A 22,869-nucleotide genomic window follows, 5' to 3' on the forward strand; every position below is an offset into this window, starting at 1 on the left:
AAGGTGCTTCGTGTCTATTTTTTTAATTCATTTAAAATATATTCAACATCAATCTCGACAATCGCTTCATCCAAAAGGAGCCGATATCTAATATCACTCACTAATTTTAGCAATCTATCATTAGCCTTTGATAAATCTTCTTTTTTATGAAAGACTGAATATAAAGTGAGATCCCGCAGTTTGAAAAACAATGGCAGTTGTTTAAGCCAATAGACGTCAAGATCGTTCTCCTCATAATATCCTTTTAAAAAATGGGCAGCGAAGTTTTGGGCAAATTGTGAGCGTTCTTGCTTGGTTTTTAAATCTGTTTGAAACCAAACTGCATAATAAATCGGGATGGCAATATCACTGGCAAACCAATGATATGAGCAATCATCAAAATCAAATACTTCAATGTTGCCGTTTTCTACAAAGAAATTCCCTGAATGGACGTCCGAGTGGATTAAGCCATAGGAGTCAGGTGTTTTTTCAAGCTTTTGAATTTGCTGCAGTAAGGCATTTCCTTTTTCAATCAGGTCTTTATCTTCCGCGGGAACATATTGTTCAAATACAATTAAATCTTCTTCATCCCATTCAGGCCGTTTGGTAATCTGTTCTGGTATTTGATAGTTTTTAGTTGCATGATTCATTTTACCCACTAACTTACCCCACTCATAAAACAAGGCATCGTTGAAATCTTCAGTTCTGACATTTTTTCCATTTGCCTTTTTAAACAGGCAGGCAAAAAAGAATGTGTCTTCTGCAGCTAAAGCTTCTACATAACTTCCATTTATAGATGGAAGTGAGCGGCACACATTTATCTTTTGATCTGCTAAAAAGTTCAACCAATCGAGCTCTGATTCGATTTGGTCCTTAGTCCTATGGGAGCTGTGAGTTAAACGAAGGATGAAAGGGGTTCCATTTCGATAAACCTCAAATGCATAATTTTCGAAATCCCCCAGCTCTTTAGGTTCTTTTTCTACAGCGTCAAATAAAGTTAATGCCTGTTGAAAAATCTCTTCAGTAAACAATTTTGAAACTGATTCTTCCATTATTTCATCCTCATCTTTCCAGTGTTGTAAGAAAATTCTACAAAAATATAAATAAATGGTCAATATTTAAATCCTATAAACCACTTTCATTCACTAAGAATAGTTTTATATAATACTTTTATATATCAGGAAGAAATGTATGAACAAAATTATTCGATCTTAAATGGATTTAGTGTGGAGATAAAAAAGACTTTTTAATCTAACAGCAAGATATAAAAAATCCACCTAGAATTGTCATTAGGTGGACTATCATTTAGCAGACACCATAGTTCTTATTTTTTGATCGGCGGAATGTTACTTTCTATTTGGAATGGCAGAGAATTGATTTCTTTCTTATTTTCATAAAACTGCTCATTAATTTGATGATTAGCCGTTTCTGCCTCAGAATCCCCTCGAAAATGCCTGGAATCATTGTCATTAAATATTTCATCCATTTGTTGATTGGCTTCAATCGCTTCATTCTCTTTTTTCATCGTGTATACACCTCTTTGATAACAAGTTGATTGTATTTTGCCCAATCCAGTAAAAAGATCCCGCTTTTTAAAAGATTTTTGAAAATGGAGTTTGGGCAGTTATGTACTACTGTTTAAACCTGCTTGAAAAAGGTATAAGAACAAATTTGATGCGCTTTTGGGTCACTTTTTCCTTTCATTTTAGTTATCCAGATAACCCTTGACACCTTTTTTCCATAATCATTAGTTTGAAGTACCCTAGTAAGTCATTAAAATTTACATAATATTAACAAAAATCAAATCTTCCTTTTACGATAATGTAATAGATTCTATAAATTCTACCTATAAAATAGGTGTTGTTATTAAAGGAAGGTGTGGATAAGATGAGAAAAGGACCTATTATATTGGCGGTGATGTTATTGATTTTTACACTTACTTCTTTGGGAAACAGTGCTTTCGCAGAAGAACAGGAATTCCCACGTGGAGAAACGGTTGATGTAAAGGTTATGTCTTATAACATTCATCACGGTGTTGGGGAAGACGGAGTTTTGGATTTAGAACGAATTGCACAAATGATTGAGGGAGCAAATGCAGAAATTATTGGACTGCAGGAAGTGGATAATCACTGGTCAAGCCGCAGTGATTTGCAGGATCAGGCTAAAAGGCTGGCAGACCGGCTTGGAATGTTCTATACATATGCCGCAAATCTTGACTTGGAGCCGATAAAGCCAGGGGAACCCCGCCGTCAGTACGGTACAGCGATTTTAAGTAAATATCCAATTTTGAAGTCAGAAAACCATCCCCTTACGAAAATTGGCAATACCGAGCAGAGGGGACTACTGGAAGCGGTTATTAACGTGAAAGGAAATCACCTTCATGTTTACAATACGCATTTAGCATTAACCTCAGCAGAACGCCATATCCAAATTGAGGAAATAATTAATATTGCGGCTAAGTCTGAAGGGCCAAAAGTCATTTTAGGTGATCTAAACGCAACACCCGAAAGCAACGAAATGCAGTTGTTGTATTCTAATTATCAAGATACATTTGCAGGTGAAAACAAAGCAAATACGTACCCTGCAGCAAACCCTGCAAAAAGAATCGATTATATTTTCTGCTCCACTAATTTAGAAATAAAAGAGGCCAAAGTCATTAATACACTAGCATCGGATCATCTACCAATATTGACCGAGCTTGTATTGGAACGCAACGAGCCTTTTAACAACGGAAATAAGTAATTTGGATCCCTCCGCATTTTGCGGAGGTTTTTTATTTTTCCCGCCTCCAAGGGGAATCACCAAGCTGAATGAGCCTGGAAGAAATTATCAACTTGAATTGAATGTAATTATTTATTTTCTATTTTCATATTATATTTATACAAGTTTTGTTTTTTTACTAGCTTTCTGTAATCGTAAGGTTAGAATTTGAAAAGTTTAGTATAAATAAAAGCCTTTAGCTTCCCTACATAAGCTCCCAAAGGCTCTGGAAGTACTATAATAAATAAATTGAGGTGACATTATGTCTAAGATATATGATGTAATTATTACCGGTGCCAGGTGTGCAGGTACCACTCTAGCGATCTATCTTTCGAGAGCAGGTTTTCGCGTGTTATTAATTGATCGTACAGCCTTTCCTAGTGATACGTTATCTACTCATACTTTTTTTAACAATACTACAGCGATTCTTCGCGAACTCGGAGTAATGGATCAATTATTAAAAACCAATACACCATCAGTACGGGATATAAAGTTTCAGTTTGATGAGACCGTTATCGAAGGAGTCATTCCAATGGTTCATGGTGAGGATAACTGTCACTGTATCAGACGTACATATTTTGATCACGTAATGATTGAGAAGGCCAGGTCTGAGCAAAACGTAACGATTTTGGAGAAGTTTCGTGTGATGGATGTGCTTTATGAAGGCGATACCATTATCGGTGTTAAAGGGATAGATGCTCACAATATCGAAAGACAGTTCCGGGCGAAAATTGTCGTTGGAGCAGATGGCCGTTCTTCAGTTATTCGCACATCTGCAAAAAGTAAATTGAAAGTAGCGGAAAAAGCAAATGCTGCTATTTTTTATGGTTATTACGCAAACTTTCAAAAAGAGGATGTACCAAAATTTGAAGTATATAAAATAAAAGAACATACTGCGATTCTTTTTCCGACATGTGATGATTTATATGTTGTAGTCGGTATTCTTCCATTGCAAAACAAAGCATGGATTGAGAGGATCAAAACAAACCCGAAAAGTGGTCTTTATGACTTTTTAATGGATAATTTTAAAAATACACCGATTCCAGAGCGTTTGCAGTCTGCACAATTAATGGGTGCAATCAAAGGAATCGTTGGGTATGATAATTATTGGTATCAAGGAATGGGAAAAGGCTGGGCATTGGTAGGAGATGCGATAAGCTTTAAAGATCCGGGCATGGCTCAAGGAATGCATGATGCTATTTATGGGGCTAGAATTTTATCGACAGTTTTATCAAATCATCGTGATTGGAACCTGCAGTGGGAAACCATGGCTGATGAATATCAACAACTAATGGAAAACGAGTTTATGATTCGATTTCAAATGGGGTGTCAAATCTCAAAGAATGAACCGATATCCGAGCAACAAGCAGCGATGTACAACATCATTCGTTCACACCCAGGAGCGATACAAAAGTTCTTAGGAATTTACAATTATGCAAATGAACCAGCGGATTTAGAAACGGAAATGAAAAACATCATTCATCCGTAGCATATGTTTATGTCAATGGCGTTTAAAAAGCCTGAAAAACTTAAAGCAATCAACGATTAAATCATTATAAAAATATTTTCAGTTAAGCGAATTGTAGAAATATATTTCATTAATAAGTGAAAAAAGTAATAGGACTCCTAAAGGGTTAATGCCAAATAAAAAATAGCTGATGGATATCCATCAGCTATTTTTTATTTGTTCAAAATTCTTATAAAGAGAAAAAAGAACTCTATTCTTTATGATGTTTTCGAAGAGTGAATAATCAGCCTTATACACCTTTTGCATTAATTTTGCATCAGTATTGTAGAATTGCATCAAATTTTGTAGAAAAATCGTCACAACAAGTATGAAATAAGTTAAAATTCTGGCATGATTATTGCATAATGATTTAAATAGAAAAATAAATGAGGAGGATTAACATGGCTGAAGGTAGGGTTGTTGGATTTATTCATAGTGGTATAACTGTAAAAAATTTAGAAAGTGCACTTGATTTTTATGTAAATATTCTAGGTTTTGAACTTTTATCTACACAAGTAGCAAATAGTGACTATATTTTTGACATTGTAGAAATTCCTGGTTTAAAAGAAATAAAAATTGCTTTTGTTCAAATTCCTGGCGGTCATGTGCTTGAATTATTAGAATATGTCGGTATTGATACGTATTCAGCAAGTTCACGTTCGTGCGATTACGGTACTGGTCATATTTGTTTAATGGTTGAAAATTTGGAAGAAATGTTTAAGGAATTAAAAGCCAAAGGGGTTCAATTTAAGTCGAAAAAAGTAGCGAATATTTCAGCTGGTGCAAATAAAGGATCCAAAGCTGTTTATATGCTTGATCCTGATGGCTATATTATCGAGTTAATGGAAAAGAAATTGTCTTAAAGTATCGGAAACATTGAGAGGTGTAAATAAATGAACGATTTAAAAGGTAAAAAAGCAATTGTAACAGGTGCTGCGCAGGGTCTAGGCTTAGCAATGGCTGAAGGGCTCTGTTCTAATGGTGTCAAAGTTTGTATTTTAGACATTTCACCAAATTTGGACCAAGTAGTAGAGGAGTTAAGAAAAAAAGATTTTGATGTTGTTGGACTACATGCAGATTTATCGAATCAAGAACAGCTTCCTAATTTATTTCATACAGCTGTTGAATTGCTAGGCTGCGAGCTAGATATTTTAATTAACAATGCTGGTATCCATAAACCAATGCCGGCTTTAGAACTGCCTGTCAAAGATTTTCAAAGAATTTTGGATATAAATGTAACGACGGTTTTCCAATTATGCAGACTCGCAGCAGAGGAAATGAAAAAGAAAGGGAAGGGAAAAATTATTAATATTGCATCCGTCTTAAGTTTTATGGGTGGATTTAATGCCGCGGCTTATTCTGCTAGTAAAGGTGCTGTTGCACAATTAACGAAATCATTATCGAATGAATGGGCAAGTGAAGGGATTAATGTCAATGCGATTGCTCCGGGTTATTATATTACGGAATTAAATCAGCACATTCTAAACGATCAAGAAAGATTGGAGTCATTAGTTTCTCGAATACCTGCAGGCCGCTTAGGCAATCCGGAAGAACTATCAGGGACCGTAGAATTTTTATCTTCTACTAAGTCAGATTATATTAACGGAGCAATCATTCCAGTTGATGGTGGATTTCTAGGCAGATAGTAATTTATCGTCAATGATTGTAGTATTGCATCACGAAATGTAAAAATGCATCGAAATTACAGACTATTATGGTAATTATAAGTGTTTTCTCAACAAAATAAATTGGCACAAAGCTTGCAAGAAATAAAAATAGTAAACATTAAAGGGGGACTTACTTTGGGGAAATTAAGGCTTTCGGTCATCTTATTCACAATCGCTTCTATCGTTTTAATCCTTTCAGGGTGCAGGGCTGGAAAGGAAGCTGGAACAGTTGGGGCAGATGGTAAGAAAGTTGTCATTAGAATGGCTAATTTAGTTTCTGACAACAACTTTCTCCATACTGGTTATAAAAAATTTAAGGAAGTAGCTGAAAAAGAGAGTAATGGTCAAATTGAAGTGCAAATTTATAACAACGGAACTCTAACTCCTTCTGAAGATATGGAATATGAAATGCTTCAAACTGGTGTTTTAGATGTTGTAACAAATGCAGGGTTTGTTGTAGCAAGTAACGCACATGCCCCTTCCTATAGCATTTTTGATGTTCCTTTCTTATTTTCAAATGAAGAGGAAATGTACAAATTAACAGATGGGGAATACGGAGAAATCCTTAAGAAGGATTTAGAAGAAAAATCGAATGCCTATTTTTTAGGAACGTTTAGTATTGGCTCATTTGCAATCGCTAACAATAAACACGAAGTACGAGAACCATCTGATTTAAAAGGTTTAAAAATCAGAAGTACAACTACACCGCTTCAAGCAGGGACCATTGCTGCAATGGGAGCAAATCCGACGCCAATTTCATATGGGGAAATTTTCACCTCACTACAGCAAGGGACAATCGACGGGGTCCAAACTACGACGCCACTAATACATGCAGACAGATTTTATGAAGTGGCGGATAATTTGACGCTTACACGACATTTTCCGCTCCCTCATATTTTGATGGTCAATAAAGATTTTTATGACGGCTTAACCGATGAACTGAAACAAGTCGTAGATAAAGCAGCAAATGAACAAATTAAATATGCCAGGGAACTAGCTGTTAAAGCAGAAAAGGAAGCTATAGAAGGCATGGAAAAGAAAGGTGTTAAGGTAGTTGAGCCAACTGCTGAAGAGTTAGAATTATTTAAAAAATCTGTACAGCCAGCAATTGATAAAAACATTGATAGAGTAGGTAAGAAAAATTATGAAATAGCTTTAAAGCTCCTTGGGAAAACCGAGTAAGGCAGGAATTCATATTCATACTAGATATTAGAGGTGAGCAATTTGAAAGAGGAGAAGACAAATATCAGAATCGAAGGTTTATTTTGTGTTCTATTAATGCTGATTATGACGGTTCTTATGTTTACGGAAGTTGTTGCTAGATATATTTTTGGTACTTCCTTTATTTGGATTGAGGAGTTAACTAGATATTTATTTATTTGGCTAACATTTATCAGTGCCGCATACGTAACGGCAACACATTCACACATCAAGGTAGATGCAGCAATTGCAATATTTCCGAAAAAAATACAACCAGTAATTTTGAAAATCGGCTTAGTTATTTGGTTAGTTTTTTCAATCGTTATAACTTTTATAGGATTTAACTATTCTTTCACCATGATTCAATACGGTGGGGATTCACCAGGATTAGGATTAGCAAAAGGAATCATTTATCTCGGTATTCCACTAGGCTATCTAGCTATGTCGGTCCGTTTAATTTTTCAGATGTTCAAAAAAGTTACAAATACATCAAATCAAGAGATCATGTTGTAAGGGGAGGGAAGGATTCATGGGTACAGTCACTTTAATGCTATTTGGTTTTTTAGCTATTTTGGTTATTCTGCAGGTTCCAATCGCCATTGCCTTAGCAACTGCAAGTCTATTGGTTGTATTAATTGAAGGAACCGTTCCATTAACATTGTTTATTCAAACATCGTTTAGTTCAATGGATTCATTCCCGTTAGTGGCAATCCCGTTTTTCATCTTGGCGGGTGACATTATGAGCAGGGGCGGTATGGCTAGACGATTAGTTGAATTTATTCAAAGCTTTGTTGGTTCGTTAACAGGGAGTTTAGGTATTATTACTATTATTGCTAGTTTTATTTTTGCAGCGATTTCAGGGTCTGGTGCGGCGACGGTTGCTAGTATTGGGGCTATTCTGATTCCATACATGCTAAAGAACGGCTATGCTCCGGGTTATGCAGCATCGATATCTGCTAGTGCCGGGGCATTGGGACCAATTGTGCCCCCTAGTATTGTATTTATCCTATATGGGGTAATGTCTAATTCATCTATTAGTGATTTGTTTATAGCCGGGATTTTTCCAGGAGTTTTAGTTGCTGTAGCGTTATTAATCGTCAATTATTTCATTTCTAAAAAAGAAGGCTTCGGCTTGCTAGACAAAAGAACTGTTTTAGAAACAGCCGCGGCGGCAGCTGAAAAAAATAAGGCCAGCTTTTGGAAAGCCTTAAATGAAGCAAAATGGGCATTGTTAGCGCCAATTTTAATTCTTGGTGGAATTTATGGCGGAGTGGTAACACCTACAGAAGCAGCTGTTGTTGCCGTGGTGTATAGCTTAATTATTTGTCTTTTTATTTATCGCGAAATAACCATGAAAGAATTATTGGAAACCTTTTTACAATCGGCCCGTACAACCGGTTCTGTTTTAATCTTTGTTAGTGCGGCGACATTTTTCGGACAAGTATTATCAATTGAAAGAATTCCGCAATTCTTAGCCGAAACAATCCAAAGCATTACAACGAATCCAATTATTATCTTGTTAATCATCAATTTATTCCTATTAATTGTTGGTATGTTTATGGAAACGGTAGCAGCAGTATTAATTTTCGTGCCATTATTGCTCCCAATTGTTCTTCCATTAGGGATTGATCCGGTTCATTTTGGAATGATTATCTGCTTAAATTTAAGTTTGGGACTAATTACGCCTCCGTTAGGTATCAATTTATTCATAGGAAGTAATATTGCGAATATTCCATTTGAAAAGACCTTTAGATATGTTGCGCCAATCTTTGGTGCATTGTTGGTTGTATTATTGATTATTACGTATGTACCATCGATTACATTATTTCTTCCAAATTTAATAGGTGGCTAATGATGCAAAAGAACATCGTCTTATGATAGACGATGTTCTTTTGTTATTTTTCAATTTTATATTTTTGCATTTTCCGCACTAAAGTTGACTGATCAACTTTTAATGCAGTTGCCGCTTTTCTAATGCTAGGGAAGTGGTTAATCGCTTCGCGGATCAGTTCGGCTTCAAAGGATTCGAGTTGATCTTTTAATGGTTCCATATTAGAATCCATGGCTATATCCGTTTGTGGTATTTTATCGTTAAATTTTATGTCATCAGTGAATTGTAATTCCTTTTGTAATTCGTGTATATCAATTTCAGGATTCATACTCATTAAGGCAACTCTTTCGACGATATTTTGCAATTCACGTACATTCCCTGGCCAATCATAATATAAAAAGGCTTGTAAAGCATCATTTGAAAATTTTCGATTAATCCCATATTTATGATTAATACGGTTTAGGAAATGATAGATGAGCGGTATTATGTCATCTTTTCGGTCCTTCAAAGAAGGTATTCTGATTGGGATTACATTTAAACGATAATACAGGTCTTCCCTAAACTTCCCGCTTTTTATCATTTCTGCTAAATCACGATGAGTTGCAGCTATTATTCGAATATCAACGGGGATTGGCCGCGTGCCGCCAACACGAGTAATTTCACGTTCTTGCAGGACCCGCAACAATTTTACCTGTAATGGCAGCGGCATTTCACCAATTTCATCTAAGAAAATGGTTCCGCGATTAGCCGCTTCAAATAAACCCGCTTTTCCTTTCTGATTTGCACCCGTAAAGGAGCCGGATTCATAACCGAATAGCTCCGATTCTAATAATGACTCTGGAAGGGCACCACAGTTAATCTTAATTAAAGGATGATCTTTTCTGAAACTGTGACGATGCACTAATTCTACAATCATTTCTTTACCTACTCCAGATGGTCCTTGAATTAGAACTCCCGAATCAATTTGTGATACACGTAAAGCCCGGTCTAAAACATCCTTCATGATGTCGGAATTAGCGATAAAAGAAAGCTTTGGATCGTTTTGTTCTTTTAACAGCTCTAATTCATCATGTATCTGTTTGTTTTGTTTTTCGAGCTGCTGTATTTCTCCTTCAAGGGTGTTCAGCTGGGTTAAATCTCTGACATTATTTACAACCTTTACAATTTCTCCATTTTTATTTCGTATAGGTACAGCTGAAACAAGAACGGTTGATCCCGTGTTTATTTTTTGGATAATCGTGACGGCTTTCTTTTCTTCCAAGGCTTTTAATGTAGCCGAAGCATCAATTATACCTTCTTCTTCCAGTTCTTTTAAACTTCGTCCAATACAATCTTTTGCAGATAAACCGGTAATTTGTTCGTAAGCCGGGTTTTGGTGAATGATGATCCCTTCATGATCGGAAATAACAATGCCGTCAAATGAAGAATTAATAACACCGTTTAATTCATTTTGTAAATTTTGCAGTGATTCTTTTTCTTTTTTTAATCGTACTAATTCGTTTGTAGGATTGATTAAAACGATAATTTGGTCATCTTGCGAAAAAGCGCTGATTTCTGCGGGATATTTTATTGTGCAGAAGCACCCCGCATGATTCATGACCGCCTCCATCATTTCATCAAAATAATAACTATATTTTTTTGCAATTGAATTGGTATATAGGATATCTCCTTGTTTATTTAAAATAAGAACACCTATGATGTTAATTTTAGACAACAGGTTTTCCATTGGTACCTCCTTGCATCATTATTCCTTTAATGATGATATTTTACATCAAACTAATCAATTGTACATCATTTTGTTTGTATAAAAGTATGAATTCATTGGAGATTGTGTGTTTTTGCAGTTGGCACAAAAATTGCATAATTATTCTTGTAAATACTACCAAAACAATCTAGGAGGTAAATATATGTCAAATGCAGCAACTTTGAAAAGCTCATCAATAACACCTGAAAAATTAAAATCCATGTTATACGACATGATGGTGATTAGAAATTTTGAAGAAACTTTGAAAAAGTTATATCAACAAGGAAAAATTCACGGGACCATGCATTTATGTATTGGGCAAGAGGCAACTGCAGTTGGAGCATGTGTACCATTAACGAAGGAAGATAAAATTACCAGTACTCACCGGGGACATGGTCACAGTATTGCCAAAGGAACCGATGTCATGAAAATGATGGCCGAATTACTTGGAAAAGAGACTGGTACTTGTAAGGGTAAAGGGGGCTCCATGCATATTGCTGACCTTGATGTTGGTAATCTTGGTGCAAACGGTATCGTATGTGCAGGTCTTCCTTTAGGAACAGGGGCAGCACTAACATCGAAAATGAAGAACTTAGGGTATGTTGTCTTATGTTTCTTCGGTGACGGTGCTACCAATGAGGGGGCTTTCCACGAATCACTTAACCTAGCATCAGTTTGGAAGTTACCTGTCATTTTCTTCTGTGAAAATAATTTATACGGAATGTCAGGTTCAATTAAAGAAATGACCAATATTGAAAATATTGCAGAACGGGGGGCAGCATACGGTATTCCAAGTGAAACAATTAGTGGAAATGATATTTTAACCGTTGTTGAAGCTGTTGAAAGAGCGGTGGAAAGAGCTAGAAATGGTGAAGGTCCAACACTTATTGAGGCACATACTTACAGATGGGAAGGTCATTCTCGCAGTGACGCCAGAAAATATAGAACGAGAGAAGAAGAAAAAGATTGGAAGAAACATAGAGATCCAATTGCGTTATTTAAGCAAAAATTAATCGAAGAGAACATTCTTACAGAAGAAGAATATGGCGAAATGGAGAAAAAAGTCCAGACCTTGATGGATAATGCAGTTGAATTTGCCGTAAATAGCAAAGCTCCAGATTTAGACACTTTAATGACAGATATTTATGCTTAAGCGAAAGGTGATGACTAAAATGAGAGAGATAACATATTCAGAAGCAATTAGAGAAGCAATGAGTCAAGAGATGCGTAATAATCAAGATGTTTTTATTATGGGTGAAGATATTGGCGTTTATGGAGGAGCATTCGGCTTAACAAACGGGATGATAGAAGAATTCGGACCGGAGCGGGTAAGAATCACTCCAATTTCTGAAGCGGCAATTAGTGGTTGTGCAGTTGGTGCGGCAATGACAGGAATGCGGCCTATTTTAGAAATTCAGTTTTCGGATTTCATTATGATTGCGATGGATAACATTGTCAACCAAGCAGCAAAGAACCGCTATATGTTTGGCGGTAAGGCGAAAGTTCCAGTTGTTGTGAGACTCCCGGGCGGTTCCGGTGCCGGATTTGCCGCACAGCATTCGCAAAGTTTAGAAGCTTGGATGACACATGTTCCTGGCTTGAAAGTGGTGCAGCCTTCAAATGCATATGATGCCAAAGGCTTAATGAAAGCAGCCATTAAAGATGATAACCCGGTTTTATTTTATGAGCATAAGATGCTTTACCCTGTGAAAGGTGAAGTACCTGAAGAGGAGTATGAAATTCCTCTTGGAAAAGCAGATATCAAAAAATCAGGAACAGATATCAGTATTGTTGCAACTGGAATCATGGTGAATAGAGCCATGGAAGCAGCAGCAGAACTTGAAAACGAAGGAATAAACGTGGAAGTCATTGACCCACGTACATTAGTGCCATTAGATACAGAAACGATTTTAGAATCGGTTAAGAAAACCAGCCGTGTATTAGTAGTTTATGAAGCTGTTAAAAGAGGCGGATATGGTGCAGAAATTGCTAGTATGATTGCAGAAAGTGATGCCTTTGATTACTTAGATGCTCCGATTAGACGTTTAGGTGGTGTCGCTGCCCCTATTCCGTATAATCCGGAATTAGAGAAAGCTGCCGTCCCGCAAGTAAATGATATTATCAAAGAATGCCGAAAGTTAATGAACAAGTAAGGAGGTGGCATCATGGCAACAGAAGTAGTTATGCCTAAACTTGGCGCCACAATGGAAGAAGGAACGATCGTTTCTTGGTTAGCCCAAGTGGGCGAAGTAGTTGAAGAAGGCGACGCGATTGCAGAAGTTCAGACAGATAAGATTGTCTTAGAGGTTGAAGCAGAAACGACAGGTGTATTATTAAAAACGTTATATGATGAAGGTTCGACTGTAAAGGTACAGGAAGTGATCGCTTACCTTGGTGAGGAAGGCGAAAGTGTAGATGGCATTGACCATAAATCATTTAGTGCTTCTCAGGCAGCAGCAGCTGAAGATAGTGCTATACAAGAGAGACCTTTTGAAAACCCAAACAAAAAGAGAAGAACACCGGCGGCCAGAAAATTGGCTGAAGCTAATCATATTGACTTACGTAGGATATCAGGTTCCGGACCAAAAGGGCGTATTCAAAAAAACGATGTGGAAAACTACTTAGTGGAGAATACAAAGAAAATTACGCCATTAGCCGAGAAAATTGCTGTTGATCTAGGCATTGATTATAAGAATGTAACGGGAACAGGTTCAAATGGGAAAATCGTGAAAGCGGATCTTCTTACGTCGAATCCTACAAATGAATCACATGTTCAACCAGCCATTCAGCAGGGCGAGAAACGGGTGCCGTTTAAAGGAATTCGCAAAGTTATTGCGGATCGTATGGTGCAAAGCGCCAACACAGCTCCACACGTGACATTAACGAGTGAAGTGGATATGACAAATTGTGTCCGTCTGCGTAAAGAACTGCTGCCGGTTATTGAAAAAATCAGTGGCTGTCGACTTTCGTTCAACGAAATCATTTTTAAAGCAACAGCTCACACATTGCAGCGTCATCCTGATATCAATGTTTCATTGGATAAAAATGAAATAGTTTATCATACAAATGTCAATGTTGGGATGGCAGTAGCGGTACCGAATGGTTTAGTTGTTCCAGTAGTTAAAAATGCTAATCAAATGGGGCTTGCGGCCTTGACCGAAGAGTGTAAGGCCTTGGGCAAACGTGCAAGAGAAGGAAAATTATTGCCTGAACAGATGCAAAATGGCACTTTCACCATCAGTAACCTGGGTATGTATGCGGTGGATGGATTCACCCCAATTATTAATCAACCCGAATCAGCTATTCTTGGTGTTGGAACCATTAAAGAAAAACCAGTTGTGATCAATGGAGAAATCTCCATTCGATCGATGATGGTATTAAGTCTATCATTTGATCACCGTATTATTGATGGTGCTCCTGCAGCTGCTTTCATAACGGACTTAAAAGAGACTTTAGAAAATCCATTTAAATTAATAGTATAAGGTGGTAACAGAATGACGTCTTATGATGTAGTAGTTGTCGGCGGCGGACCCGGCGGATATGTTGCCGCCTTAAGAGCAGCAAAGAATGGTAAAAAAACAGCGATTGTAGAAGTGGATTATTTAGGTGGGACATGTCTAAATAGAGGATGTATCCCTTCTAAAACTCTCTTAAAACATTCGGAAATTATCGAAAGTATCGAGAAAGCAAAAAGCTGGGGAATAAAAACCGAAAACTTGAGCTTTTCATTAAAAGAGATGTTTGCCCGAAAAGACCAGGTGATTGCTACCTTGAGAAGCGGTATCGAACATTTATTGAATGCCGGAAAAATTGATGTCCATAACGGTTTCGGCACAATTCACAATGATAAATCTATTACGGTGGTAAATGGGAATGAGAGCTATTCCATTCGTGGTGAAAAAATTATTATTGCAACAGGCAGTCAACCTGCTGTGCCGCCCATAAATGGATTAGATTCGGTTCAGTTTCACACGACTGACACCATTTTTAACATCACTGAGATTCCTCAATCGATCGTTATTGTTGGTGGAGGGGTTATTGGCGTAGAGTTTGCCAATATTTTTTCAAGTTTAAAAACCGAGGTAACTATTGTTGAACTTGGTAACAGAATCATTCCAACTGAAGATGAGGACGCCTCGAAAGCCTTACTAAAAAGTCTGAAGAAAAAAGGCGTAAAGGTTTTAACAAATTGTCAAGTAACATCAATTGAAGAAAGCAAACAGAAGAAGACGGTCCATATTACATCTGAGAGAGGGCAAACAGATAGTATTGCTGCTGAAGAAATACTATTAGCGGTTGGCCGTAAACCGAATCTCTCTGCTGTTACAGAACTAGATTTAAATATGAACGGCAGACATATTGCGGTAGATGAGTATTTAGAAACAAGCAAAAAAGATTATTTCGCGATTGGTGATGTTATTGGAGGATTACAGCTGGCCCATGTCGCCAGTGCAGAAGGATTAACAGCTGTCGAAAATTTAGATGGTAAAAAGGAAAAAATGAATTACAAGGTAATGCCGCGCTGTATTTACACAAATCCGCAGGTTGCTAGTGTAGGGATGAGTGAACCAGAGTTGAAGGAAAAAGGGGTTAAATTTAAGGTGAACAAATTCTCTTTTTCAGGAAATGGCAAGGCTTTAACAGCAGGCGAAACTGATGGATTTTCAAAAGTGATAATTGATGAAAATTATGGAGAAATACTTGGTGTGGTAATGGTCGGTGCCCACGTTACGGAAATGATTAGTCAATCGGCTGCTTATATGGTTTTGGAAGGTACAGTCGATGAACTTGCCAGCATGGTCCAGCCGCATCCATCACTCTCGGAAGTAATTATGGAATCTGCCAATTCGCTTATTGGCAAAGGGATACATTCTTAAATTTTATAAGAAGGTGTAAAGATGTTTGATATTACTGGTAAAAAAGCAATTATTACAGGCGGTGCCCAAGGATTAGGGCTTACCATGGCGGAGACCTTTCAGAAAATGGGTGCTGAAGTTGCGGTTATTGATATTTCAGATGAGGTCTATAATGTCCCTGCTAAATTAAATGAAACTAACGTTTTGGTACACGCTGTTAAAGGGAATTTACTAGACCTAGATCAATTAAAAGATTCCTTTAGTGAGGCTTTAGAAAAGCTAGGAGGCAAAGTTGATATTTTAATCAATAATGCAGGAATGATACAAAGAAAACCTGCCCTTGAATTTTCAATTGAGACTTGGAATCGAATCCTTGGATTGAATGTGACTTCTGTTTTTGAATTATCTAGATTAGCGGCTGTTGAAATGAAAAAACAAGGCTCAGGAAAAATCATTAATATGGGTTCCATTCTTTCTGTATTAGGCGGCTATAATGCGGCTGCTTATTCAACGAGCAAGGGCGCCATTTTACAATTAACGAAGTCTTTATCGAATGAATGGGCTGAGTTTGGAATTCAAGTGAATGCGATTGCACCGGGGTATATGTTAACAACGATGAATGATGACCTCATGAACGATCCAGTGAGAGCACCGCAAGTTGAGGCTAGAATTCCGGCGAAAAGATGGGGAACGGCCGAAGATGTAGCAGGTGTTGCATTATTTTTAGCATCTCCGGCATCCGACTATGTAACAGGCACGTTAATTCCGGTAGATGGCGGTGTACTAGCAAGATAGAAATTGTATAAAAGGGAGTGAAGACTGGCATGAAAAAGAAATTATATATTAATGGGGAATGGATAGCGGCTGAACAATATGCAAATCTATTTTCACCTTATAGCGAGGAAAAGATTGCAGAAATACCTCAAGCTTCAGAAAATCAAGTGGATGAAGCAATTAATGCTGCTTACAATGCACGAGAAGCAATGGCTCAGTTAACTTCTTATGAGAGAGCTGAAATTCTTGAAAAATTAGTTCGTTTATTCCATGAAAAAAGAATACAAGCGGCTCAAATTATTTCTTTGGAATCTTCTAAGCCGTTAAAATTCTCTATGGCAGAAGTAGATCGAACCATTGAAACGTATAAGTTTGCAGCAGAAGAAGCGAAACGGATTCATGGTGAAATGATTCCCATGGATGCGGCGAAAAACGGAGCCAATAGATTGGGCTACACTTTAAGAGAGCCAATTGGTGTTGTTGCTGCTATTACTCCATTTAATTTTCCGATGAATCTGGTGGCGCATAAAGTAGGACCCGCGATTGCGGCGGGTAATACAATCGTTTTAAAGCCTGCGTCACAAACACCGTTGTCTGCCTTTTTCTTAGCGGAACTTTTGGAGGAATCTGGTGTACCAAAGGGTGCTTTCAATGTGGTGACGGGAAGCGGTCGGATTGTCGGTGACAGACTTGTCAATAGTGATAAAGTCAGTATGGTCACTTTTACCGGCAGCCCGGAAGTAGGAATTGGGATTAGAAACAAAGCGGGTTTGAAGAAAGTAGCATTAGAACTCGGTTCTAATGCAGGCCTCATCTTAGATGACAAGGTAAATTTAGATAAAATTATTCCAAAGTGTGTCATTGGGGCTTTTTCAAACCAAGGTCAAGTATGTATTTCCCTACAAAGAATTTATGTTCATGAAAATATTTTGGATGCTTTTGTAGCGAAATTCAAAGAGGCAACTGAAAAGCTAGTAATAGGTGATCCAATGGATGCAAACACCGATCTATCATCGCTCATCTCTCTGAAAGATCTTGAAAGAGCTAAGGCATGGATTGATGAGGCAGTTAATGAAGGCGGCAATCTTATTACAGGCGGCCGGATTGAAAATAATGTATTATTGCCAACCATTATCGTTAATGCCGCAGCCCATTTAAAAGTTTCTTGCCAAGAGGTATTTGCCCCAATCGTAACGATAAATTCAATTAAAGATGTAGATGAAGGTATTGATCATGTAAATGATTCGAGATATGGATTACAGGCAGGTATTTTTACAAATAATATTAACACTGCATTCAAAGCTTCTAAGCGATTACATGTGGGCGGCGTGATGATTAATGATATCCCGACGTATCGGGTAGATCAAATGCCATATGGCGGTGTAAAAGAAAGCGGCAATGCCCGTGAAGGTTTAAAATATACAATTGAAGAAATGACTGAAATGAAACTAGTTGTTTGGAATCAAGATTAAGTATCAAGGGGACAGGGGGTTAAACCTCGTCCCTTTGTTGTTTAAAGAAAAGGGGAATCTGGGAAACTATTAATAAGCGCATGTAGATTGTTTGTATCCTAAGCTTACGCATGCAGACTTCCTCTTCGGGAAGCTAAACCTGTTTTCTCGCTATGTACGGTCACGTAGACCATTTCTATGTGACCGTAACACAGGTTTTTTTCCCATTTCGGTCGCGTAGGCCGCTTCTACGTGACGGTAATACAATTTTCCTGCTAACAGCAGCCACGTTGGCCCTCCTAGTTGCCCTAACTACATTCTAAATCCGCAGACAATATGAACTTATCATTATTTAGCGTAAACCTTTAATTAATCTCAAAATTAGATTGAATCTATATAAAACGTATATTGTTCAGATGGAATTTTTCGCATATTATAAAAACCAAGAACAATACTCCAAAAAACAAACTCAATTTGGATGAGTTACATGTTCTCAATAATCCATAAGAAAGGGTGAAAACAGATGAAACCATCATTTAATCTGCCAATAAAACAAGGGTTATACGACCCGAAACATGAACATGATGCATGTGGGATTGGATTTATTGCCAATTTTAGAGGGGAAATATCACATCAAATGATCCAACAAGGCTTATCGATGCTTTGTCGCCTAGAACATCGGGGGGGAAATGGCAGTGACCCTGATACTGGCGATGGTGCAGGGGTTATGATTCAGATTCCACATAAATTTTTCCAGCGAGAATGTTCACAGTTGAACAAACTTAAAGAGGGGACCTATGCTGTAGGCATGATTTTTCTTCCTCAAAACTCAGAACTTCGCTCGTGCTGTGAAGAAGTATTACAGCAATTTATCGAGGAAGAAGGGCAAACAATACTCGGTTGGCGGACCGTTCCGACTGATGATACCACGATTGGTGCAGCAGCAAAACAGACCCAGCCATTCATCCGACAGGTTTTTATTGCCAAATCAAAAAACGAAGCAGATGGACTTGAATTTGAGCGGAAGCTGTTTCGAATCCGGAAACGGGCAGAAAAGGTCATTCGAGAACAACAGCTTGCACAAAACGAAACCTTTTATGTCGTAAGTTTATCCTCCAAAACCATTGTGTACAAAGGATTGTTAACTCCAAAACAATTAGGGGAGTATTATCTTGACCTGCAAGATGAAACAGCCGAGTCTGCTTTCGCGATGGTTCACTCTCGCTATAGCACCAATACGTTTCCAAGCTGGGAAAGAGCACATCCTAATCGCTATCTAGTCCATAACGGAGAAATCAATACGCTACAAGGCAATGTAAACTGGATGTCTGCACGCGAAAAAATGATTGAATATTCAGATTTGGGCGCAGGTTCCGCAGAACTTTTACCGATAATTGAAAAGACGGGAAGTGATTCTGCCTCTTTTGATAATGTTCTAGAATTTTTAACTTTAACTGGCAGGCCGTTAGCACACACAGCGATGATGATGGTACCAGCAGCGTGGGAACATGACGAAACAATGGCTGATGACGTAAAAGCGTTTTATGAATTCCATAGTCATCTTATGGAGCCATGGGATGGTCCAGCAGCATTGGCCTTCACAGATGGAAAACAGATTGGCGCCATGCTCGATCGAAACGGACTTCGCCCAGCACGTTATTATATCACCGATGATGATACGATTATTTTATCGTCTGAAGCGGGTGTTTTGGATATTGATTCTGAAACAATTATTGAAAAAGGACGATTAAGTCCAGGGACCATTCTTCTTGTTGATTTACAGAAAGGCCGAATCATTAAAGATAAAGAAGTAAAACAACAATTGGCAAGTCGTCTTCCATATCGCAAATGGTTAAATGAACAAAGTATTTCAATTCATGATTTACCAGACGTTACAAACATTGAAGATATTAATGATATTTCATTATCCCAATTCCAGCGGGCATTTGGTTACACAACAGAAGAAGTAATGAACCAAATTATGCCCATGGCTGTGGATGGTAAGGATCCAATTGGGTCCATGGGAAGTGATACCCCATTAGCCGTGCTCTCTAACCGGCCGCAGCTCTTATACAACTATTTCAAACAATTATTTGCCCAGGTTACCAATCCGCCTATCGATGCGATCAGAGAACCATTTGTTACCTCAACTTTCAGCTACCTTGGCGCAGAAGGGAACTTCCTACACCCTGATGCTGAAAGCTGCCGGCGAATCAGACTAGAGACTCCAATTTTGACAAATCAAGAACTTGCAAAAATACGAAACTCTAATATGAAATTCTTCCAGTCCAAAACATTTCCTATTGTTTTTCCAGCCGACAAAGAAAAAGGAAATCTTGAGGACGCGATGCAGGAATTGTTTCAAAAAGTGGAAGCAGCGATTGCCAATGGTGTTTCCATCATTATTTTATCTGATCAGCAGGTGAACAAGGAATTTGCGCCAATCCCAGTCTTACTTGCCATAAGCGGTCTTCACCATTCTCTTGTCCGCAATGGCACAAGAACGCAGGTCAGTATTATTGTAGAAACGGGGGAAGCACGGGATGTTCACCAAATTTGTACCCTCCTTGGATACGGTGCGGATGCGATTAATCCCTATCTCGCTTTTTCGACAATTGAAGAACTTGTAATGGATGGTCAAATAAAAGAAATGACTTCTCCAGAAGCCATTCAAACTTATATTCAAGCTGTAACTGGCGGTGTTGTGAAAGTTCTCTCCAAAATGGGGATCTCCACTGTACAAAGTTACCGGGGAGCACAAATTTTCGAAGCAGTCGGTATCCATTCTACTGTTATTGATCAATACTTCACAGGGACAACATCCCAATTAGAAGGGATCCGCCTAGATACGATTGCCGATGAAACGCTGCTGCGTCACCAACAAGCGTTTCAAACGGAGGAAGGTCTTGAAGCAGGAAGTGAGTTCCAATGGCGTAAGGGCGGGGAAGTGCATGCATTTCAACCACAGACGATCCATTTGTTGAAGCAAGCCTGCAGGAAAAATGATTATCAAATGTATAAGAAATATGCTGAAAAAGCAAATAAGGAACAGCTCATTTTTATTCGCAACATGTTCGATTTTAGGGAAACTACACCTATACCGCTTGAGGAAGTAGAATCAGTCGAATCCATTTGCCGCCGTTTTAAAACAGGGGCGATGTCGTACGGATCTCTTAGTCAAGAAGCACATGAAACGTTAGCAATCGCGATGAACCGAATTGGTGGAAAAAGCAATAGTGGTGAAGGCGGAGAACATCCTGACCGATATATCCCTGATGAGAATGGCGATCTGCGCCGTAGTGCCATCAAGCAGGTTGCTTCCGGACGCTTCGGTGTATCCAGTCATTATTTAGTAAATGCCGATGAAATTCAAATCAAAATGGCCCAAGGTGCGAAACCCGGTGAAGGCGGGCAAATACCGGGCAGTAAGGTATATCCGTGGATTGCTGAGGTACGCGGCTCAACGCCTGGAGTTAGTTTAATCTCACCGCCGCCGCATCATGATATTTATTCTATCGAGGATTTAGCCCAGCTTATTTATGATTTAAAAAATGCTAATCCAAAAGCCAGAATTAGTGTCAAACTTGTTGCGAAATCAGGTGTTGGCACCATAGCAGCCGGGGTAGCCAAAGGGCTGGCAGATGTCATTTTAATTAGTGGTGCAGATGGCGGAACAGGTGCTGCACCAAGAACAAGTATCAAGCATGCCGGCCTGCCATGGGAGTTGGGGTTAGCAGAAACACATCAAACATTAATGCTAAACGGTTTGCGTGACCGAGTGGTTTTGGAGGCCGATGGAAAATTGATGACTGGCCGTGATGTGGTATTGGCCTCACTGTTAGGGGCTGAAGAATACGGCTTTGCAACAGCGGCACTTGTGGTTTTAGGATGTGTGCTTATCCGTGCCTGTCACCTTAACACATGTCCAGTCGGTATAGCAACTCAAGATCCGGAACTTCGTAAAAAGTTCCTTGGCGATCCTGAGCATGTCGTGAATTTTATGCGATTTATTGCCCAAGATGTTCGTGAATTAATGGCGGAACTTGGCTTTAGAACAATTGATGAAATGGTCGGCAGATCAGACTTGTTAAAGCAAAGTAAGCAAGCACTCAGCCATTGGAAAGCAAAGGACCTAGATCTATCGCCGCTTCTTTATCAGCCTGAGAATGCAATAAAAGGTCAAATGTTTAACCAGCGTACACAGGACCATGGACTTGAAAAATCACTTGATTGCAAGAAGCTTTTAGAGGTTTGTCAGCCTGCTCTAACTAAGAAAAAACCGGTAAAAGCTAGTTTTTCAATTCAAAACATTCACCGGACTGTCGGCACGATATTAGGCAGTGAGGTCACTAAACGATATGGTCGTGAAGGTCTTCCGGAAGATACCATTCAATTGGAATTCACTGGAACAGCGGGCCAAAGCTTCGGTTCTTTTCTTCCAAAAGGAATTACACTCATGCTGAAAGGCGACGCCAACGATTATGTTGGTAAGGGTTTATCCGGCGGAAAAATCATAGTAAGTCCATCTGATAAGTATACTTTTGGATTTGTAGAAAATAGTTACATCGGTAACGTTGCTTTTTATGGGGCAACTTCAGGTGAGGCTTATATTAGAGGGCAGGCCGGAGAACGGTTTTGTGTCAGGAATAGCGGCATTCATGCGGTTGTAGAGGGAATTGGCGACCACGGCTGTGAATATATGACGGGCGGTCGTGTTGTCGTACTTGGTCCTGTAGGCAAAAATTTTGCAGCTGGAATGTCCGGTGGAACGGCTTACGTATTTACAGAGGATGAAAAAACATTGAAAACACAGTGTAATCAGGAATTTATCGACTTTGAGATTGTAGATGATTCCCATGAAAGAAACGAAGTAAAACAACTGCTAATGAAACACTTCCAACATACAGGGAGCCTAAAAGCATTGAAAATACTTCGGCAATGGGATCATACGATCAGTAACTGCGTGAAAATCATACCAAAAGAATACAAACGAATCATGCAGGCAGGAGGAATGAGTCATTAATGAAAAAAGTAATTCGCCGATAAAACGATAAATTCGCCGTTATATCACTTCGATTCGCCGAAAAGTTATCTAAAATC

The 22,869-nt window shown here is 38.5% G+C and carries 17 protein-coding genes; 14 read left to right on the plus strand and 3 right to left on the minus strand.

Annotated elements, in window-relative coordinates; genetic code table 11:
* Window positions 1-14 precede the first annotated feature (14 nt).
* The gene (locus IE222_RS12325) at window positions 15-1,031 is read right to left on the minus strand and encodes a phosphotransferase enzyme family protein (RefSeq protein WP_191273190.1); all 1,017 of its coding nucleotides are present in this window, start codon (window positions 1,029-1,031) and stop codon (window positions 15-17) included.
* A gap of 272 nt (window positions 1,032-1,303) precedes the next feature.
* Window positions 1,304-1,504 (minus strand): hypothetical protein, encoded by a 201-nt coding sequence (locus tag IE222_RS12330; RefSeq protein WP_191273192.1) that lies wholly within the window; start codon window positions 1,502-1,504, stop codon window positions 1,304-1,306.
* A 362-nt stretch (window positions 1,505-1,866) separates the two neighbouring features.
* On the opposite strand from IE222_RS12330, the gene IE222_RS12335 reads away from it, so the two are divergent.
* The 7 genes from IE222_RS12335 to IE222_RS12365 all read left to right on the plus strand — a co-directional run bounded on the left by IE222_RS12335 (window position 1,867) and on the right by IE222_RS12365 (window position 8,965).
* Window positions 1,867-2,721 carry an endonuclease/exonuclease/phosphatase family protein gene (locus IE222_RS12335; protein WP_191273194.1) on the plus strand — a complete coding sequence of 285 codons (855 nt, stop codon included), beginning with the start codon at window positions 1,867-1,869 and terminating at the stop codon, window positions 2,719-2,721.
* Between the two features lie 280 nt (window positions 2,722-3,001).
* Window positions 3,002-4,228: an NAD(P)/FAD-dependent oxidoreductase gene (locus IE222_RS12340; RefSeq protein ID WP_191273196.1), complete on the plus strand. Its 1,227-nt coding sequence runs from the start codon at window positions 3,002-3,004 to the stop codon at window positions 4,226-4,228.
* Window positions 4,229-4,647: 419 nt separating this feature from the next.
* The gene (locus IE222_RS12345; RefSeq protein ID WP_191273198.1) at window positions 4,648-5,109 is read left to right on the plus strand and encodes a VOC family protein; all 462 of its coding nucleotides are present in this window, start codon (window positions 4,648-4,650) and stop codon (window positions 5,107-5,109) included.
* Between the two features lie 30 nt (window positions 5,110-5,139).
* The gene (locus IE222_RS12350; protein ID WP_191273200.1) at window positions 5,140-5,892 is read left to right on the plus strand and encodes an SDR family NAD(P)-dependent oxidoreductase; all 753 of its coding nucleotides are present in this window, start codon (window positions 5,140-5,142) and stop codon (window positions 5,890-5,892) included.
* 156 nt (window positions 5,893-6,048) lie between these two features.
* Window positions 6,049-7,095 carry a TRAP transporter substrate-binding protein gene (locus IE222_RS12355; protein ID WP_191273201.1) on the plus strand — a complete coding sequence of 349 codons (1,047 nt, stop codon included), beginning with the start codon at window positions 6,049-6,051 and terminating at the stop codon, window positions 7,093-7,095.
* Between the two features lie 42 nt (window positions 7,096-7,137).
* A complete protein-coding gene (locus IE222_RS12360) occupies window positions 7,138-7,626 on the plus strand; it encodes a TRAP transporter small permease (RefSeq protein ID WP_223282677.1) in 489 nt (162 codons plus the stop codon).
* 16 nt (window positions 7,627-7,642) lie between these two features.
* Window positions 7,643-8,965: a TRAP transporter large permease gene (locus tag IE222_RS12365; protein WP_191273205.1), complete on the plus strand. Its 1,323-nt coding sequence runs from the start codon at window positions 7,643-7,645 to the stop codon at window positions 8,963-8,965.
* 43 nt (window positions 8,966-9,008) lie between these two features.
* On the opposite strand, the gene IE222_RS12370 is transcribed toward IE222_RS12365, so the two are convergent.
* The gene (locus IE222_RS12370) at window positions 9,009-10,670 is read right to left on the minus strand and encodes a sigma-54 interaction domain-containing protein (protein WP_191273207.1); all 1,662 of its coding nucleotides are present in this window, start codon (window positions 10,668-10,670) and stop codon (window positions 9,009-9,011) included.
* A gap of 181 nt (window positions 10,671-10,851) precedes the next feature.
* On the opposite strand from IE222_RS12370, the gene IE222_RS12375 reads away from it, so the two are divergent.
* From IE222_RS12375 to gltB, 7 genes are all read left to right on the plus strand, one after another.
* Window positions 10,852-11,841 (plus strand): thiamine pyrophosphate-dependent dehydrogenase E1 component subunit alpha, encoded by a 990-nt coding sequence (locus tag IE222_RS12375; protein ID WP_191273209.1) that lies wholly within the window; start codon window positions 10,852-10,854, stop codon window positions 11,839-11,841.
* A 19-nt stretch (window positions 11,842-11,860) separates the two neighbouring features.
* Window positions 11,861-12,841: an alpha-ketoacid dehydrogenase subunit beta gene (locus IE222_RS12380; protein ID WP_191273211.1), complete on the plus strand. Its 981-nt coding sequence runs from the start codon at window positions 11,861-11,863 to the stop codon at window positions 12,839-12,841.
* Window positions 12,842-12,853: 12 nt separating this feature from the next.
* On the plus strand, window positions 12,854-14,170 hold the full coding sequence (locus IE222_RS12385) for a dihydrolipoamide acetyltransferase family protein (protein WP_191273213.1): 1,317 nt from the start codon (window positions 12,854-12,856) through the stop codon (window positions 14,168-14,170).
* Window positions 14,171-14,182: 12 nt separating this feature from the next.
* Window positions 14,183-15,565 carry a dihydrolipoyl dehydrogenase gene (lpdA, locus tag IE222_RS12390; RefSeq protein WP_191273215.1) on the plus strand — a complete coding sequence of 461 codons (1,383 nt, stop codon included), beginning with the start codon at window positions 14,183-14,185 and terminating at the stop codon, window positions 15,563-15,565.
* Between the two features lie 21 nt (window positions 15,566-15,586).
* Window positions 15,587-16,339 (plus strand): SDR family NAD(P)-dependent oxidoreductase, encoded by a 753-nt coding sequence (locus tag IE222_RS12395; protein ID WP_191273217.1) that lies wholly within the window; start codon window positions 15,587-15,589, stop codon window positions 16,337-16,339.
* Window positions 16,340-16,368: 29 nt separating this feature from the next.
* Window positions 16,369-17,790: an aldehyde dehydrogenase family protein gene (locus IE222_RS12400; protein WP_191273219.1), complete on the plus strand. Its 1,422-nt coding sequence runs from the start codon at window positions 16,369-16,371 to the stop codon at window positions 17,788-17,790.
* Window positions 17,791-18,292: 502 nt separating this feature from the next.
* Window positions 18,293-22,792, plus strand: a complete 4,500-nt coding sequence (gene gltB / locus IE222_RS12405; RefSeq protein WP_191273221.1) for a glutamate synthase large subunit — start codon at window positions 18,293-18,295, stop codon at window positions 22,790-22,792.
* Window positions 22,793-22,869: the final 77 nt, after the last annotated feature.

The sequence above is a fragment of the Neobacillus kokaensis genome, from assembly GCF_014656545.1.
In the GTDB taxonomy this organism is placed as follows: Bacteria; Bacillota; Bacilli; order Bacillales; family Cytobacillaceae; genus Neobacillus; species Neobacillus kokaensis.